The sequence below is a fragment of the Hymenobacter chitinivorans DSM 11115 genome (assembly GCF_002797555.1).
Lineage (GTDB): Bacteria > Bacteroidota > Bacteroidia > Cytophagales > Hymenobacteraceae > Hymenobacter > Hymenobacter chitinivorans.
The window spans coordinates 424,407-440,253 of record NZ_PGFA01000002.1 but is presented as its reverse complement, the minus strand read 5'-3'; the positions used below and the strand labels follow the sequence as shown (position 1 = coordinate 440,253).

Annotated in this window: 17 protein-coding genes; 8 read left to right on the top strand and 9 right to left on the bottom strand. The window is 60.8% G+C overall.

The genetic code is table 11. From position 1 onward, the window contains the following. Position 1 precedes the first annotated feature (1 nt). The 5 genes from CLV45_RS15520 (at position 2) to tsf (ending at position 3,587) form a co-directional block, all read left to right on the top strand. Positions 2-718, top strand: coding sequence for an RluA family pseudouridine synthase (locus CLV45_RS15520; RefSeq protein ID WP_100337371.1), 717 nt, complete (start codon positions 2-4; stop codon positions 716-718). Between the two features lie 209 nt (positions 719-927). Further along, a complete protein-coding gene (gene rplM / locus CLV45_RS15515) occupies positions 928-1,380 on the top strand; it encodes a 50S ribosomal protein L13 (RefSeq protein WP_100337370.1) in 453 nt (150 codons plus the stop codon). Between the two features lie 39 nt (positions 1,381-1,419). Beyond that, entirely contained in the window at positions 1,420-1,806 is a 387-nt protein-coding gene (gene rpsI / locus CLV45_RS15510; protein WP_100337369.1) for a 30S ribosomal protein S9, read from the top strand. Between the two features lie 18 nt (positions 1,807-1,824). Next, positions 1,825-2,592, top strand: a complete 768-nt coding sequence (gene rpsB, locus CLV45_RS15505) for a 30S ribosomal protein S2 (RefSeq protein ID WP_100337368.1) — start codon at positions 1,825-1,827, stop codon at positions 2,590-2,592. A 158-nt stretch (positions 2,593-2,750) separates the two neighbouring features. Further along, complete coding sequence (gene tsf / locus CLV45_RS15500; protein ID WP_100337367.1) at positions 2,751-3,587, top strand: translation elongation factor Ts; 837 nt, start codon at positions 2,751-2,753, stop codon at positions 3,585-3,587. A gap of 416 nt (positions 3,588-4,003) precedes the next feature. On the opposite strand, the gene CLV45_RS25485 is transcribed toward tsf, so the two are convergent. The 5 genes from CLV45_RS25485 to CLV45_RS15475 all read right to left on the bottom strand — a co-directional run bounded on the left by CLV45_RS25485 (position 4,004) and on the right by CLV45_RS15475 (position 7,547). Then, positions 4,004-4,135, bottom strand: coding sequence for a hypothetical protein (locus CLV45_RS25485; protein WP_262496887.1), 132 nt, complete (start codon positions 4,133-4,135; stop codon positions 4,004-4,006). Positions 4,136-4,144: 9 nt separating this feature from the next. Continuing rightward, positions 4,145-5,209, bottom strand: coding sequence for a DUF3089 domain-containing protein (locus CLV45_RS15490; RefSeq protein WP_157807553.1), 1,065 nt, complete (start codon positions 5,207-5,209; stop codon positions 4,145-4,147). 82 nt (positions 5,210-5,291) lie between these two features. Continuing rightward, positions 5,292-6,497 carry an SHOCT domain-containing protein gene (locus tag CLV45_RS15485; RefSeq protein WP_100337364.1) on the bottom strand — a complete coding sequence of 402 codons (1,206 nt, stop codon included), beginning with the start codon at positions 6,495-6,497 and terminating at the stop codon, positions 5,292-5,294. A 30-nt stretch (positions 6,498-6,527) separates the two neighbouring features. Beyond that, a complete protein-coding gene (locus CLV45_RS15480) occupies positions 6,528-7,256 on the bottom strand; it encodes a hypothetical protein (protein WP_100337363.1) in 729 nt (242 codons plus the stop codon). 42 nt (positions 7,257-7,298) lie between these two features. Next, the gene (locus CLV45_RS15475; protein WP_100337362.1) at positions 7,299-7,547 is read right to left on the bottom strand and encodes a hypothetical protein; all 249 of its coding nucleotides are present in this window, start codon (positions 7,545-7,547) and stop codon (positions 7,299-7,301) included. Between the two features lie 155 nt (positions 7,548-7,702). Between CLV45_RS15475 and CLV45_RS15470 the strand changes: the two genes are divergently transcribed. After that, positions 7,703-7,891: a hypothetical protein gene (locus CLV45_RS15470; RefSeq protein WP_100337361.1), complete on the top strand. Its 189-nt coding sequence runs from the start codon at positions 7,703-7,705 to the stop codon at positions 7,889-7,891. A gap of 127 nt (positions 7,892-8,018) precedes the next feature. Here the strand turns inward: CLV45_RS15470 and CLV45_RS15465 are convergent, their stop codons facing one another. The 4 genes from CLV45_RS15465 to CLV45_RS15450 form a co-directional block, all read right to left on the bottom strand. Next, positions 8,019-9,047, bottom strand: a complete 1,029-nt coding sequence (locus CLV45_RS15465; protein ID WP_245882883.1) for a YeiH family protein — start codon at positions 9,045-9,047, stop codon at positions 8,019-8,021. Positions 9,048-9,130: 83 nt separating this feature from the next. Next, positions 9,131-10,042: a LysR substrate-binding domain-containing protein gene (locus tag CLV45_RS15460; protein ID WP_100337671.1), complete on the bottom strand. Its 912-nt coding sequence runs from the start codon at positions 10,040-10,042 to the stop codon at positions 9,131-9,133. A gap of 25 nt (positions 10,043-10,067) precedes the next feature. Further along, positions 10,068-10,739, bottom strand: a complete 672-nt coding sequence (locus tag CLV45_RS15455; RefSeq protein WP_100337360.1) for a class I SAM-dependent methyltransferase — start codon at positions 10,737-10,739, stop codon at positions 10,068-10,070. 3 nt (positions 10,740-10,742) lie between these two features. Beyond that, a complete protein-coding gene (locus CLV45_RS15450) occupies positions 10,743-11,501 on the bottom strand; it encodes a class I SAM-dependent methyltransferase (RefSeq protein WP_157807551.1) in 759 nt (252 codons plus the stop codon). 154 nt (positions 11,502-11,655) lie between these two features. On the opposite strand from CLV45_RS15450, the gene CLV45_RS15445 reads away from it, so the two are divergent. Together CLV45_RS15445 and CLV45_RS15440 are read left to right on the top strand one after the other, a co-directional pair. Beyond that, positions 11,656-13,713 (top strand): S9 family peptidase, encoded by a 2,058-nt coding sequence (locus tag CLV45_RS15445; protein WP_100337358.1) that lies wholly within the window; start codon positions 11,656-11,658, stop codon positions 13,711-13,713. A 180-nt stretch (positions 13,714-13,893) separates the two neighbouring features. Next, complete coding sequence (locus tag CLV45_RS15440; RefSeq protein WP_100337357.1) at positions 13,894-15,819, top strand: sensor histidine kinase; 1,926 nt, start codon at positions 13,894-13,896, stop codon at positions 15,817-15,819. Positions 15,820-15,847 lie beyond the last annotated feature (28 nt).

The window sequence follows — 15,847 nt, the reverse complement described above, 5'->3', positions numbered from 1 at the left end:
TATGAAGAAGAATATCGATTTTAAGGACCTGATTCTGTTCGAGGACGACGACTTTGTGGTCATCAACAAGCCCCCGTTCCTGGCCACGCTCGACGAGCGGGTAGGCGGCGCGCCCAACATCCTGCGCATGGCCCGGGAGTACTCCGACGACATGCAGGCCTGCCACCGCCTCGACAAGGAAACCTCGGGAGCTTTGGCCCTGGCCAAAAACCCGGAAGCCTACCGCCACCTCTCGATGCAGTTCGAAAACCGCGAGGTGAAAAAGCTCTACCACGCCGTGGCCTGGGGCGTGCACCAGTTCGACAACAAGCTGGTAGACCGCAGCATTGAAACCACCACTAAAGGTAAAGCGCGCCTGGCCTACAAGGGCAAGCCTGCCGAAACCTACTTCACCACGCTGGAGCAATTCACGCGTCACACCCTGGTGCAGTGCGTGCCCATCACCGGCCGCATGCACCAGATCCGCCTGCACCTGATGTACCTGCAGGCCCCTATCGTGGGCGACGTGGTGTACGGGGGTGAGGATTTCTACCTCTCGACGCTCAAGAAGAAGTTCAACATGAAGGAGGGTGAGGAAGAGCAGCCCTTTATCAAGCGTTTCGCTCTGCATGCGGCCAAGCTCACCTTTACCCGGTTGGGAGGCGAGGAAGTAACCGTGGAGGCTCCCTACCCCAAGGATTTCCGGGTCCTGGTCGATACGCTGCGGCAGTATAGCTAGGCTTTGCGCCTCCTTTAGCCCCAAACCTGACTAACTCTGGGGTTGGTGGCAGGGAGCCAAAAGGGCCAACGCCGGTAAGTGAATGGGTTTTAAGCGGATAATTCTGTCTACCCCTTTGCTTCGTAAGCGAAAAAGGGTAACTTTGTGTCCGTTTTTCCCGAACCCTTGCTGGGTTCTATCTCATTTTCAAACGCTTACTCAACTCCCCAATGGATCATCTGAGCTTCAAGACGGTGTCCGTCAACAAAGCCAACGCCAACAAGGGCTGGGTCGTGATTGATGCTGGTGACAACACCCTGGGCCGTCTGTCCAGTCAAGTTGCCAATATTCTGCGCGGCAAACACAAGCCTTCGTTCACGCCCAACTCTGATTGCGGCGATTCGGTTATCGTTATCAACGCCGACAAACTGCGCGTGACGGGTAAAAAGATGACCGAAAAAATTTACGTGTCGCACTCCGGCTACCCCGGTGGCCAGAAGCGCAAATCGATGCGTGAGGTGATGGAGAAATCCTCGACCCGCGTTATCGAGCACGCTGTACGCGGCATGCTGCCCGGCAACCGTCTGGGCCGCGAGCAATTCCGCAACCTGTTCGTGTACGAAGGTGCCGAGCATCCCCACCAAGCTCAGCAGCCGGTAGCTGTTGATCTGAAGAACCTGTAAGCCTCACCAGCTTTCCTTTTTTTCTCTAATTTTTCATTAATGGAAATCTCCAACACCTCTGGTAGAAGAAAAACCTCGGTGGCTCGCATCTACATGCAAGCCGGGCAAGGGAATATCACTATCAACGGCCGGGAAATGAAAGCCTACTTTGGCAATGAACTCCTGGAAAACATCGTGAACCAGCCTTTGAACACGGTTGAGCAACTCAACCAGTATGACATCAAGGTGAACGTGCGCGGTGGTGGCATCTCGGCCCAGGCTGAAGCCATCCGTTTGGCCATCTCGAAAGCTCTCGTGGGTGACAACGCCGAAGTGCGTCCCGCCCTGAAAAAAGAAGGCTTCCTGACCCGTGACCCCCGCATGGTGGAACGCAAAAAGTTCGGCAAGCGCAAAGCTCGTCGCTCGTTCCAGTTCTCGAAACGCTAAACCCAGAGGAATTTTATCATGGCTCAGTCCACCACGTATAAAGAACTGCTCGACGCAGGTGCCCACTTTGGTCACCTTACGCGCAAGTGGGACCCGAAAATGGCGCCGTACATCTTCATGGAGAAGAACGGCATCCATATCATTGACCTGAACAAAACCCTGGTTTCGCTGGAGCAAGCCGCTACTGCTATCCGCAACATCGCCAAGAGCGGTCGGAAAGTAATGTTCGTTGCTACCAAGAAGCAGGCTCAGGAAATCGTAACCGAAGAGGCCAAGCGCCTGAAGATGCCATTCGTTACCGACCGGTGGTTGGGTGGCATGCTCACCAACTTCGCCACGGTTCGCAAGTCGCTGAAGAAAATGAGCACCATCGACAAGATGGTGAAGGAAAACACGGCCTACGCAGCACTTGCAAAGCGTGAGCGTCTGATGCTGTCGCGCGAGCGGGAGAAGCTGGAGCGTGTACTGGGCGGCATTGCCGACCTGAGCCGCCTGCCCGCTGCCCTGTTCGTAGTGGACGTAAAGCGTGAGCACATTGCCGTTAAAGAAGCCCAGAAACTCGGTATCCCCGTTTTCGCTATCTGCGATACGAACTCGAACCCCGAGCTGGTAAACTTCCCCATCCCTGCTAACGACGACGCCTCGAAGTCGATTTCGCTGATCGTCGGTATCATCAGCAAGGCCATCGAAGAAGGCTTGTCGGAGCGCAAAGTCGACAAGGACGAAGCTGACAAGAAGCAGTCGGAAGACGAAGGTATCCAAGAGAAGCTGGCCGCCGACGAATAGTCCGGCTACCTATTGAGAAGAGGGGAACATGCGAAGCACTCGGCTCCGGTGTTCCCTTTTTCTTTAGGTACTCCTCCCCTCCTATTGCCTATTCAGAGCCGGCTCCTATTCTGGCCGGTTCTATTCTCATAACAACCCCTCCTCTTAACTCTCACAAAATGGCCGCAATTACCGCCGCAGACGTGAACAAGCTCCGCACCATGACCGGTGCAGGCATGATGGATTGCAAAAAAGCGCTGACCGAAGCCGAAGGCGACTTCGAAGCAGCTCGTGACATTCTGCGTAAGCAGGGTCAGAAAATTGCTGACAAGCGTGCTGACAACGAAACGTCGGAAGGCTTTGTAGCCGTAGCCGTAAGCGAAGACGGCACCGCCGGCAAGCTGGTAGCTCTGGCCTGCGAAACGGAATCGGTAGCTAAAGTTGCCTCCTTCCGCGAGCTGGTACAGCGCATCCTGGATGCTGCCGTGCGCACCAACGCTACGTCGCAGGAAGAGCTGCTGGCTACCAAGGAAGAAGATGGCCTGACCATTCAGGAGCACATCACCGACCTGATGGGCAAAATCGGCGAGAAGCTAAACCTGACCTACGCCACCCTGACCGCCGAGAAAGTAGCTTCCTACATTCACTCCGACAGCAAGAAAGGCGTACTCGTAGGCCTGAAGAACGTAGGTGGTGCCGACACCGCCGCCGTGGGCCGCGACGTAGCCATGCAGATCGTAGCCATGAAGCCCGTTGCCGTTGACAAAGACGGTGTGGACGCTTCGATTACCGAGCGCGAAATCGAAATCGGCAAAGAGCAGGCGCGTGCCGAAGGCAAGCCCGAGGCTATGCTGGAGAAAATTGCTCAGGGCAAGCTCAACAAGTTCTACAAGGAAAACACCCTGTTGAACCAGGAGTTCGTGAAAGACAACTCGCTGACCATCGCTCAGCTGCTCGACAAAACGTCGAAAGGCATGACCGTAACCGACTTCAAGCGCGTGGCAATCGGTGCCTAAGCTTTAAGTTTAATAATAGAAAAGCCCCGCTGGCGTTAAGCCGGCGGGGCTTTTTTGTGTGCGTTAAGTTTCCTTGCTAATTCGTAGTTATGACGGAGGATAAGAAGTATGCATTACGCGCTGTTATACAACATGGCTTCAAACTGATTGCTATCTGCTGCGCATCAGATGATCTTAGGATTTACAATCCAGTATCGTGGTATAGACATTACCAACTTGTGAGGGAAATCGGCCTTTTTGCCAGATGGTTGGAGAAATTAGCGTTCTACTCAGCCATTGATTTCCAAGGCTTCATTGAGGAGCACCTTTGGCAAGAATATGAAGTATTGCGTAAACAGGCGCCGTCTGATTCGTTTTGGTCTATTAGGCACTGCTATATACAGGAGCTTGCCAGAGTAATACCAACAGCAGACTAATCAGCGGTTCTGAGTAGCCGGACTCATGTGCTTCCGGCGGTTCAGGCCGCCCACCAGGTTCTTAGCCAGCGCGGCCAGCAACAGCAAAAACAGCAGGCCAATCAGGACGCGGGGCCAGTTTATATTCTTCATAGGAAAGCTTTACGGGCGTTGGGGCTGGGCGGTATAGGCCTGCACCCGCGTTACGGCGTTGCGGCGCAGATTGAGGTAAAACAGGGCGTAATCCGCAATGTGGAAGGAATGGCGGAGCTGGGGCTGACCGGGCAGCAAAAAGCGCGGGTAGCCGATGGGTTGGGGGACGTTGATCCACAGCAAACCATTGTGCACCTGGGCGCCGACGACGGCCGTGTCAACTCGGTTGAAAGCCAGCGGCACTCCGCCTCTATTCAAGCGGGCCGGGGCCGCGGCAGTATCGAGGGTCCAGGTGAGGGGGTTGGTAGCCAGGCCGCCGGCGAAGGGCGGGTACTCGTTGCCGGTTTCGACGGAGTTCCAACCCACGTAGCAGCCAGTTTGGGTGGAATCCTGGCAGGGGCGCAGGGTTTGGTACTCGTCGGTCTTGACTTTGAAGCCGATGAGGTAGGCTACCACGAGCTGCTTGCGGAGCTTGGGGTCGTGGTCGAAGAACTCGTGGAGCAGGCGCGTGGCGTGGAAGGTGCCCTGGCTGTGACCGGCAATGATGATGGGTCGACCCTGGTTGTAGTGCGCCAGATAATACTGAAAAGCCGCTTTTACGTCGGAGTAAGCCAGGTCCAGGGCTTCCTTGCCATTGGTACTTTTCTCGTCGAAAAACGAATAGAGCGTGGCTTGGCGGTAGCGCGGGGCGTAGACGCGGGCCGCGGCGTTATACACGGTGGCCTGCTTGCGGATGGTGCTGTTGTCGGTGAAGCGGTTCAGGCGCTCATCCGAAAGGTCGGCATTCCAGGAAAAGCTTTTGTAGTAGGTCGTGGGGTGCACGTAGAACACGTCGGCCACGGCAGTTTTCTGGTTGTCGCGCAGGCCCGAGCCCAGCGGCACCACGTCAGCCGAATCACGGCGGGTGGGCAGGGCGGCCCAGGTGTCAGGCTGGGCGTAGTCGGGGGCGGTGGCGGGCCGGTAGGCGGTGAATTGCTTGCCGGGCTTGATAACCTTCAGGCAGGAGCTCAGGCCACTCAAGGCCAATAGCGCCGCGCTTACATACAAGGGCCGGGTTAAAACGGAAATACGCATGACAAACAAGGGCTGGAATACAAAAATAGCTCACGCAAGCCGGTTGCGGGAGCTATTCTTTCTGGGGCGCTAGTCAGTCAGGCTAGTCGGTGAAGGTGTTTTCCAACAGGCGTTCCTGGCGCAGGGACTTGATTTTGTAGTTTTTGTCGAAGCGGACCCGCACCTGAGCCCGGGTTTGCTGGTGTTTTTGCTGGGACTGGCGGAAAGCCTGGCTCTTCTCCAGGAAGGTCACCACGCGCGAACCGTCGTTGGCCGGGTCGCTGATTTGCAGGCTGCCGGGCTCGATTTCGGTAGAAGCTTCCAGGAACTCGGGGAAGTGGCTGCGGGTCAGCTCCTCGTTGATGGCCGCCGGGGTAGTGTTCTGCAAAGTGTAGAACCGCTCGACGGAGGGTGAAAAGTACTGGGTGGCGCTGAATGGCGCGGCTTTGAGGTCTTCGTAGTAGGCCGACAACGTGCTTTCAATGCGGCTGCGCACGGCGCTGTCGTCGGGAGCCGGGGCGGCGGGCGTGGTTTCGGTGGGCGCCGCCGAGGCCGGGGCGGTAGTGGCCGTGTCCGGGGCTGGAGCCGTAGTGGGCGGCACCACCGGGGCTACCCGCACGGTTTCGGGGGCTGCGGCGGGCGGCAGGTCAATCTGCTCGGCCTGGGGGCCCACCTCGGGCGTGGTGCTGACGCTGTCGGCCTCGGTGCGGCTTTGGCTGCTCAGGTGCTCCGACTCCCGGTTGCCGAGCGTGAGGTAGGCAATTAGGGCCAGCAAAGCCAGAATGCCCCCCACGATGAGTACCGTCGACAGCGGGTTGCGGGCCGGAGCCACGTAGGGCGTCTCATCGGGCTCGTCGGGCAGCTCGTTGGCTTCGAAGCTTTCCGTCGGGGCGTTGGTGTAAATGGACTCGGCGGGCCGCTCCCGGGTGTAGCTGTAGGTTTCGGTGGGCGGTACCGGGTTGATAGGTACCACGGGCGGCGCAACCGTGGGCGGCACCGGCGGCAGCTCCGCAATGGGCGGCGTCACGGGCCGCTCGGGCTCCGACACCAGGGGCGTCATTACCACCGGCGGCGCGGGGGGCGTATCGGCCAGGCTGCCCAGGGGCGGAACGGCCGCGGCCGGCGGCGTCACGACTGGGGGCACCGGCGGGGCAGCCGGGGGCGGTGAGGGAGCGGCAGCGCCGGGGGTTTGTTCGCTAAAGAGCAGCTTGCGCTTCAGCGTGTCGAACTCGGCCTGGGTAATAGTGCCCGCGTCGAGCCACTCTTTGAGCTGGCGCAGGGTATCGAGGGGAGACGGGTCTTTTTCCATACAAGGCAGCGGTTGGGGCCAGAGAGCGGGTTATTTACGTTCCAGAGCCGACAAACGGTCACGCCGCTTCTGCAGCTGGATCTTGCGCAGCTCCATCTGCTGGCCGTTGGTGACGAGCTTAACGGAGTCTTCGCGGGCCTTGAGGGTGTTGCTGGCGTTGGTTTGCTTTAGGGCCTCAATGCGGGCCAGGTTGCTGGTCGTATTAGCCTCGAGCGTGGTAATTTCCTTCTGCAGGCGCTCCTTTTCCTTTTCGGCCTCCTTCAGCTGCTTTTCGGCTTCGGCAATCTTCTCCTTGTAGGCCTTCTGGCGGGCGGCAGTGGCAAAGCTCTGGGCCATGCTGCGCAGGGCGGCAAACTCGGTCGTGGTTTTATCGGGGTCCAGGAAGGTATCCGGGCCGAAAGCGGCGAAGATGGACAGCTCGGAAGTGGTGTCCGAGGGCGAGGTAATCATGGAATAGAAGTCGATGAGCTTGCCCGACACGCTCGAAGCGGGAGTTTGCTTGGCCACCAGCACGTCCTTTTTGCCGACCCCAAACACCCCGTCACCCTTGAGGCGAATGTTGTAGGTGTCCTTAATCCAGGACTGCCAGAAGTCGCGGGTCCAGGCGGCGGTGCCTTCCACCTGCACCTTGACGGCGGCCCGCTCCTTTTTCTCGAAGTTGACGCTGCTCGTGCGGGCGTCGTAGAGCTGGGCACTGGCCCGGGGAGCCGCCAAGCCAACCAGGCCGGCCAGCAGAAGAGTGGCGAAGAAGAATTTCATAGGGGAAGAATATCAGGCAAAAAGTGGCGTCCGGGGCGCGGACTAGTAAATATCGTGCCGTTCGAAGGCGGCCTGCAAATCCTGGCGCATCTGCGAAAAGCGCAGCACGGCGGCGGCAATGAATTCCGCGTCGAGCAGCTCACGCACGTCGGCCTCACTGGTCACGTCCATTTCGCTCACCTTGTAGGTTTGCTCAAAAGGACCTTTTTCGAGCTTGATGAGGTATTTGCCGTTCCAGGAAAAGAGCGTGATTTTGGCTTCCGGATGCGGAATATCGGCGAGCTGGCGCATAGCGGCAAAAGAGTGACAGAGTGTTGAATGGGCGAAGATAGGCAGCGGCCGGCAACTCCCTTCGGCCAAGCTCGACATAACACCCCGACCGGGGCCGCGTATAGTTTTTTCGGACGCCACGGGGCGTTTCACCTCCACCAAACGACTTTTCAATCATGCCAAGAGGAGACAAATCGGCCTACACCGACAAGCAGAAGCGGCAGGCTGAACACATTGAAGAAGGCTACGAAAAGCGCGGCCTCTCGGAAGACGAAGCCGAGCGCCGGGCCTGGGCCACCGTCAACAAGCACGACGGCGGCGGCAAAAAAAGCGGCTCGGGCCGCAAGCAAGCCGATGATAAGTAAGATTACTAGCCGAACGCAGTATTAAAAAGGGCCACTCCCGCGCGGGAGTGGCCCTTTTTAGCTTTTAAGGCAGCTGGCGCGACTCTGAGTCGCGAGGTTGCGTTTGCAAGTTGCGCCACTGCAGCCGCTAGCTGACTGTGTGCAAAATGGCGTAGAGCGAGGCGCCCGAAATGACCAGCCACAGCAGCACGGCCTGTACGAAGGGCCGCACGCCCACCGAGCGCAGCACCTGGGCCGAGAGGCCGGCTCCAATCAGAAATAAGGTCAGCGTCAGCCCGATTTTGGCCAGCTTCACCACCACCGGCGCCAGGGGCTGCAGGGCGGGCACGTAGGTATTGAGCAGCATGGCCCCGATAAAGCCCAGAATAAAGTAGGGCAGCTTGACTTTGGCGCCGGGCGTTTTGAAAAGGACAGCCGTGCCCAGGGCCACCGGGATAATCCACAGGGCGCGGGCCAGCTTCACGGTGGTGGCAATCTGCAGGGCCTGGTCGCCGTAGTGGCTGGCGGCGCCCACTACCGAGCTGGTATCGTGGATGGCAATGGCGCACCAGAGGCCGAACTGGTTCTGGCTCAGGTGCAGCTCGTGGCCCAGCATTGGAAACACGAACAGGGCAATGGAATTGAGAATAAACACCGCACCCAGGGCCACCGACATCTGCGACTCATCGGCCTTCAGTACCGGGCCCACGGCGGCAATGGCGCTCCCCCCGCAGATAGCCGTGCCGCTGGCAATGAGGTGGGAAGTCTTGGGATTCAGCTTCAGCCAGCGCCCCACGAAGTAGCCCAGCGTGAGCGTGCCGGTGATGGAAGCAATGGTGAATAGAATGCCTTCCCGGCCGGCCTGCACCGCCGCGTGGGCGTTCATACCGAAGCCCAGCCCGATGACCGACCACTGCAGCAGCTTGCTGGTAACGCGCCGACTCTGGGCCAGAAACGGGTTGCCGATGGCCAGGGCCACTACCAGGCCCAGCACCAACGCCAGCGGCGGGGAGCCCAGCGGCGACACGCACACGAGCACGGCCAGGGCAAACAGCAGCTGCCGGGCCGTGACGGTAGTGCCCAAAACCGGCCAGGGGTGGGCCAGAAAAGCGGCAAAAGCACTCCGGGCGTGTTCGGGGTGCGGCAGTACGGGCGGGGCAGAGTGGGAAACTTTCACGGGTGGGGCGGGAGCAATAAGTGCCCCAAAAGTACGCTCCCCCCTCCCCTTTCAATAATCAAAAATGATTATCGGTAATTACCTCAGGTTATACTAATATTCTCGAATACCTGTTGGGCATAGAGTAAAAATCGCCGGGCAGGCACGGGCAGGGGCTGACCCTGCAGCCACACGGCCTCAAACTGCCGGGGCAGGGCCAAATCCTGCACCGGCACGATTTCAAGGCGGCCGGCCTCCAGCTCCTTGTGCAGGGCCCGTTTGGAGACGAAGCCCAGGCAGCCGGGCGCCGCTTCCAGGTAGGATTTAATGGCTTCGGTGTTGTCCAGGTACAAAGCTACTTTCAGGTCGGAGAGCTTGGTCTTGTGGGCTTTCAGGGCAAACTCCAGCACTTCGAGCGTGCCTGAGCCCCGCTCCCGCAGCACCAGCGGGTGGGCCAGGGCCTTTTGCAGCGGCATGGGCTCCGCCGGGGGGCCGGCTGCCGTGGCACAGCGCACGGCCACCAGCTCGTCATCCATCAGCGGCTCGTAGTGCAGGTCCCGGTTTTTGACCTGGCCCTCCACGAAGCCCAGGTCGATGTGGCCGTAGAGCAGGGCCTCGGCAATCTGCTCGGAGTTGCCGTTGTGCAAGATTAGCTCGACATGGGGGTAGCGGGCCTGAAAGCCGGGCAAAATGGGCGGCAGCACGTACTGGGCCAGGGTGGTGCTGGCGCCCAGGCGCAGGCGGCCGGCAGCCTCGGCGTGCAGGCCGTGGAGCTGGTCGGTGAGCTGCTGGTGCAGGGTTTCGACGGCGTCGGCGTGGCTCAGCAGCAGGCGGCCGGCTTCGGTAAGGGTTACGCGGTTGCCGCGGCGCTCAAACAGGCGCTGCCCGTAGCTGCGCTCCAGCTCCCGGATGTGCTTGGTAATGGCGGGCTGGGTGATAAACAGCTCCTGGGCGGCCTTGGTAAAGCTCAGGTGCCGGGCCACCGACTGAAAAACGCGAAGACGAAAATCGGGCATGGGCGCAAGGTAGCGCCCCAAACGGTCAGGGCTTTTGCGCGACGAAATAAATCAGCGGGGTTTTGGTCAGCTTAAAGTCGCTGATGCCTTCTTGCACATCGCAGCGCAGAATCTTGTAGCCGGCAAACATCTGCCGGAGCTCGTCGGCGGTAAAGACCACGCTGCTCCCGATTTGCTGGGTTTTGGTGGCCCCCTGCTCGGCTCCTTCCAGCACAAATAGACCACCGGGCTTGAGCGAGTCCTTGATTTTCTGCAGGTAGTCGCGGGGGCCGAAGTAAATGCAGGCAATCAGGTCCCAGCGGTTGGTGCCGAAGTCGTAGTCGCCCACGCTTTGCACCAGGGAGTGAATCCGGACGTGGGCCTGGCGGGCGTGCTGCTCAGCCAGGGCCACGGCTTCGTCGGCCAGGTCGATGCCGGTGGCGTCCCAGCCCTGCTGGGCCAGGAATATCGTGTTGCGCCCCTGCCCCATGCCCAGGTCCAGGGCTTTGCCGGGCGGGCGGCCTTTGATGGCAGCGGCCAGTAGGGCGTTGGGCTTTTCGTTGAAGGCGTAGCCGGCCTGCTTGCCGGTCAGCACCTTGTTCCACTTCTCGCGCTGCTGTTGCTGCTCGGTGGCCGGAGCGGCCGGCGTGGGCTGCTGGGCCCGGGCTACGGTGGTGCTCAGCACAAGAAGGGCCAGACTAATCAGGAGCTGTTTCATGGCTTACTTCTGGGCAACGAGCTTTACTAACCGCACCTGCCGCTTGCCGAAGTCGGCGGTGCCCAGGGGCTCCTCGTAGCGTACGATTTTGAGGCCGGCGGCGCTGTAGAGCTTTTTGAGCTCATCGGTGCCGTAGACCACCCCGTCCCCGATTTTCATGACCTGGGTGGCATCCTTGTGGAAGCCTTCCAGCACCACCATTCCCCCGGGTTTCAGGGCCTGCAGCACCTTTTGGGCATACTCGCGGCCCCCGGCATAGGACAGCACAATCAGGTCCCACTTGTTTTGGCCCCAGTCGTACTGGTCGGCGTCCTGCTGCACGGTGGTGAGCTTGACGTGCAGGACCTGGGCCTTTTTCTGGGCGTAGGCCAGGGCCTGGTCGGCAATATCGACGCCGGTGACCTGCCAGCCCTGCTGGGCCAGATACAGCGCGTTGCGGCCTTCGCCCATGCCCACATCCAGGGCGGTGCCGGCCTTATGGCCCTTCACGGCCTCGACGAGCAGCGTGTTGGGCGCCTCGTTCAGGATCCGGGCCCGGGCGGTGGAGTCGGTGAGCAGGAAGTTCCAGCGCTGCCGCTCCCAATCGAGGTACTGGCGCGCAAACTCGGCTTTCTGGGCCGCCGTGGCGTTTTCGGGCAGGGCCGCCGGCGGGGGCGGCATTTTCATGCTGGGCTGCGGCGCGGTCGGGGCCGTAACAGCGGCCGTCTGGGCCAGTCCGGGGAGAGCAGCAGCCAGGAGCAGGATAAGAAGTGCGGTTTTCATAGCGGAGGTGGTAAGAGCGGCGGCGAATAGGCTAAATGTATCGGCTATATTTTTCAGTATCAACCACATAATAAGGGGATGCCGCCGGGGCTCTGCCGGCAGCAGACGAAGTTTTTCTACCTTTCCTGAGCAATTCCCATTTCCACGTTTCCCAATGAGAAAACCTTTCCTTACCGCGCTGGCCCTCCTTCCCCTGGCCGCCGCGGCCCAACAATCGGTGCTGACGCCGGAAAAGCTCTGGCAGCTGGGTCGCCTGGGCGAAATGCAGGTGTCGCCGGACCAGAAAACCGTGGCCTTCACCGTGACGCGCTACAGCCTGGGCGACAATAAAGGCAGCGCCGATATTTTCCTGGTACCCGTGGCCGGCGGGGCCGTGCGGCAGCTCACCAACACGCCCGCCGTGTCGGAAAACACGATTAACTGGCGGCCCGACGGCAAGCTGACCTTTCTCTCGGGCGAGGGCGGCACCGACCAGCTCTACGTCATCAACGCCGACGGCTCGGGCAAGCAGCAGCTCAGCCAGTTCCCGGACCAGGGCCTGAGCAACCTCAAGTACGCCCCCAAGGGCAACTTCATCCTCTACACCCAGGACGTGAAAACGGGCAAGGAAGTGAAGGACTGGTACCCCGACCTGCCCAAGGCCGACGCCCGCATCATCGACGATTTGAACTACCGCCACTGGAACGTGTGGGACGATTACAAAGTCTCGCACGTGTTTTTCCAGCCCGTGGGCACCGACGGCAAGCCTACCGGCTACGGCAAGGACGCCATGCAGGGAGAGAAGTTTGACGCGCCCCTGCAGCCCCTGGCCGGCTCCGAGCAGCTGGCGTTTTCGCCCGACGGCTACTCGGTGGCCTACACCTCGCGCAAGCTCACGGGCAAGGCCGAGGCCGAAAGCACCAACTCCGATATCTACCTCTACAGCATCCGGGAGGGCAAAACCGAAAACCTGAGCCAAGGCCTGGAAGGCTACGACACCGAGCCTGTGTTTTCGCCCGACGGCTCGAAGGTGGCCTGGCTGAGTATGGCCACGCCGGGCTTCGAGTCGGACCGCAACGGCATCGTGGTGTACGACTTCAAGACCAAGCAGCGCGCGGATATTACCAAGGGCTCGGAGCAGGCGGCAGCCAACATCCGCTGGAGCGCCGACGGCAAAACCATTTACTTCGCCAGCGTCATTCAGGGCACCGACCAGATTTTCGCGGTGCCCAGCAAGGGTGGCAAGGTGAAGCAGCTGACCAAGGGCGCCCAGAACTATAACTCGTTTGAGCTGGCCGGCAAAGACCAGGTAGTTGCCAACAAAACCACCATCAGCAGCCCCGCCGACCTGGTGCGCGTGGATTTGAAAACCGGCAAGGAAACCCCGCTGACCACGATTAATAAAGAAGAGCTGACCGGCCTGACCATGGGCAAAGTGGAAAGCCGGCAGGTGACGACCACCGACGGCAAGCAGATGCTGGTCTACGTCATCTACCCGCCCGGCTTCGACCCCGCCAAGAAGTACCCGACCCTTCTTTACTGCCAGGGCGGCCCGCAGAGCCCGGTTACCCAGAGCTTTTCGTACCGCTGGAATTTCCAGCTCATGGCCGCCAACGGCTACATCGTGGTGGCGCCCAACCGCCGCGGCCTGCCGGGCTTCGGCACCGAGTGGAACAACAGCATCAGCGGCGACTGGGGCGGGCAGCCCATCCGGGACTACCTCTCGGCCATCGACGAGGTGAGCAAGGAGCCGTTTGTGGACAAGGACCGGCGCGGCTGCGTGGGCGCCTCCTACGGCGGCTACTCGGTGTATTACCTGGCCGGCCACCACGAGGGTCGCTTCAAAACCTTTATTGCCCACGCCGGCCTGTTTAACCTGACCAGCTGGTACCCCAGCACCGAGGAAATGTTCTTTGCCAAGCACGACATCGGGGCCGCGCCCTGGGAAATGCCGCAGCACAAGAGCTACACCGACTTCAACCCCCAGCAGTTCGTGGGCAAGTGGGACACCCCGATTCTGGTGATTCACGGCGGCAAAGACTTCCGGGTGCCCGAAGACCAGGGCATGGAAGCTTTCGGCTCGGCCCAGCTGCGCGGCATTCCGAGCCGCTTTCTGTACTTCCCCGGCGAGGGCCACTGGATTCAGAAGCCCCAGAACGCGGTGCTTTGGCAGCGGGTGTTCTTTGAATGGCTGGGCCGCACGCTCAAGCCCGAAGCCCAGGCGGCTAAGTAGGTGTTGCTTTCCTGTTCTGTTTCCCAACGGTCCGCTTTTCTTTGGAAGGCGGGCCGTTGGCGTTTCGAAGCGGCAAAGGATAGCAGATGATGTCCCCGCGCAACGTAGTCAGCTCGAGGGCAGTACTATACCAGCTGCCGTTTTCTGCTTATTTGCTCCACCCTACTGCTTCTATTCCCCGTGCCCATTCGCCTGCTCGTTTTTTGCCTTATCCTGCTGGGCTGCTGCCGGCCCGCCCGGGCCCAGACCACCGAAGACCAAACCGTGCTCGACACGCTGTATCTGCAGGACGAAAACCACCGGCACGTGTCGGAGGTGTACCGCTACTACACCGAGCCGTTTGCGGTGAAGCCCAGTCCCGAGCGGGCCGACAGCCTCTGGCGCGCCGGGGCCTTCCAGACGGGGCGCTGGCACAAGGCGCTTAGTCTGGGCTTTTTGCACCAGCGCGTGTGGGTGCGCATTGCCGTGGCCAACACCTCGGCCCAGCGCAGCCGCTACGTTTGGAGCATTTACAATTTTACCGACAGCGCCACGCTCTACTTCCGGCCCCACGGCTACGAGCAGTTTCAGCGGGTGCAGGCCAGCTCCTGGCAGGAAGCCGACAAACGGCCCTTTCCGGCCCGGTCCCTGAGTTTTCCCTTTATCCTGGAAGCCGGGCAGCGGGCCGTGCTCTACCTGCGCGTCGACCACCGGGCCGGGGCGCTGTACCTGCCTACCTACATCGAGACGACCGAGCAGTTTCTGGCCTCGGAAGTCCAGGCGCCGTTCGAGCGGCACTGGATTTGGCTGCTGGGCTTCTACGTGAGCAGTGCCCTGTTCAACCTGGTGCTGTTCACCTTCCTGCGCGACCGAATCCACATTTGGTACGTGGTGTACGTGGTGTGCATCACGCTTTTCCTGCTGATGGAAGACGGCTTCGACGCCTGGGTGCTGCCCGACTTGCTGTATCGGCTGGTATGGTCGGTAGGGCAATTCAACTTCCTGCTGCTGGCCGCGGTCTGCGGCGTGCAGATCATGCAGTCCTTTTTGCGCCTGCGGGCCGGCTGGCCCCGTCTCTACCGCCTGGGCAACTGGCTGGCGGGCCTGGCGACTGGCTTCGTAGTGGTGTATGCCGTGCTGTTTCCGCAGGCCGTGCAAGCTGGCCCCACCTACCCCACCGTGCTCAACGGGCTGCGCGAAGTGCTGCTGGGCGGCCTGGCATTGTATAGCTGGGTTACGCTGCTGAGCGTGCTTTTGTCGCGCCGGCGCCGGCAGCTGGGCGCCTATTACGCCCTGACCTACTTCTTTTTCTTCGTGGGCTTTATGCTGTTCTGGCTGAATCACCTGGGGCTGACCAACTTCAACCTAGTGCGCCCCAACGCCCTGGCCTGGGGCCTGGTGCTGGAGCTGCTGGTACTCAGCGGCCTGCTCACCGGCCGGTTTCGGCACACGCTGCGCCAAAACGAAAAGCTGAGGATTCGACAGCTGCGGCAACGCAACGCCCAAAGTGCCCGCCTGATTGCGGCCCAGGAAGAGGAGCGGGCCCAGCTGGCCCGGGAGCTACACGATGCGCTGGGTCCCAACCTGGCGGCCCTGCACATGGCCTGGCAGGGCCCGGCCATGCGCGAGGCCCTGGCTACGTCGCCGGCCGCGGCGGCCGTGGGCCAGCACACTGAGCTGCTGCTGCGCCACCTGCGCGACGAGGTGCGCACCTACAGCCACACGCTGCTGCCCACCGAGCCGGGCCTGGGCACGTTGAGCGAGTCGGTGGCCTCCCTGGGCAAGCTCCACAACCTGCACGGCAGCCCCGCCGTGCGTACCTACTGCGACGCTGGCGTAGACGAGCTGCCCACCAACATGCAGCAAACCGCCTACCGCATTGCCGCCGAGCTGCTCAACAACGCCATTCGCCACTCCCGGGCCACCGACATTGCTGTGCAGCTGCTGCGCCACCCCACGGAGCTGGAAATAATGGTGGAAGACAACGGCCGGGGCTTCCGGGAGCCGGCCCGCCACCCCGGCATCGGTCTGCGCGGGGTACGGGCCCGGGCCGATTACCTGCGCGGCCAGCTCTACATCGATAGTTCCCCGCACGGTAGTAGCATTGTTGTCAGAATTCCTTGCTAACTAGCTTCCCCGCTTGTTCTTTACGCCT

Excerpts from the sequence above, each read along its gene's own strand:
- CLV45_RS15490 (WP_157807553.1), bottom strand. The coding sequence starts at position 5,209 with ATGCGTATTTCCGTTTTAACCCGGCCCTTGTATGTAAGCGCGGCGCTA.
- CLV45_RS25485 (WP_262496887.1), bottom strand. The coding sequence starts at position 4,135 with ATGAAGAATATAAACTGGCCCCGCGTCCTGATTGGCCTGCTGTTTTTG.
- rpsI (WP_100337369.1), top strand. The coding sequence starts at position 1,420 with ATGGAAATCTCCAACACCTCTGGTAGAAGAAAAACCTCGGTGGCTCGC.
- CLV45_RS15480 (WP_100337363.1), bottom strand. The coding sequence starts at position 7,256 with ATGAAATTCTTCTTCGCCACTCTTCTGCTGGCCGGCCTGGTTGGCTTG.
- CLV45_RS15455 (WP_100337360.1), bottom strand. The coding sequence starts at position 10,739 with ATGAAACAGCTCCTGATTAGTCTGGCCCTTCTTGTGCTGAGCACCACC.
- tsf (WP_100337367.1), top strand. The coding sequence starts at position 2,751 with ATGGCCGCAATTACCGCCGCAGACGTGAACAAGCTCCGCACCATGACC.
- CLV45_RS15485 (WP_100337364.1), bottom strand. The coding sequence starts at position 6,497 with ATGGAAAAAGACCCGTCTCCCCTCGATACCCTGCGCCAGCTCAAAGAG.
- CLV45_RS15475 (WP_100337362.1), bottom strand. The coding sequence starts at position 7,547 with ATGCGCCAGCTCGCCGATATTCCGCATCCGGAAGCCAAAATCACGCTC.
- rplM (WP_100337370.1), top strand. The coding sequence starts at position 928 with ATGGATCATCTGAGCTTCAAGACGGTGTCCGTCAACAAAGCCAACGCC.
- rpsB (WP_100337368.1), top strand. The coding sequence starts at position 1,825 with ATGGCTCAGTCCACCACGTATAAAGAACTGCTCGACGCAGGTGCCCAC.
- CLV45_RS15470 (WP_100337361.1), top strand. The coding sequence starts at position 7,703 with ATGCCAAGAGGAGACAAATCGGCCTACACCGACAAGCAGAAGCGGCAG.
- CLV45_RS15520 (WP_100337371.1), top strand. The coding sequence starts at position 2 with ATGAAGAAGAATATCGATTTTAAGGACCTGATTCTGTTCGAGGACGAC.
- CLV45_RS15460 (WP_100337671.1), bottom strand. The coding sequence starts at position 10,042 with ATGCCCGATTTTCGTCTTCGCGTTTTTCAGTCGGTGGCCCGGCACCTG.
- CLV45_RS15450 (WP_157807551.1), bottom strand. The coding sequence starts at position 11,501 with ATGAAAACCGCACTTCTTATCCTGCTCCTGGCTGCTGCTCTCCCCGGA.
- CLV45_RS15445 (WP_100337358.1), top strand. The coding sequence starts at position 11,656 with ATGAGAAAACCTTTCCTTACCGCGCTGGCCCTCCTTCCCCTGGCCGCC.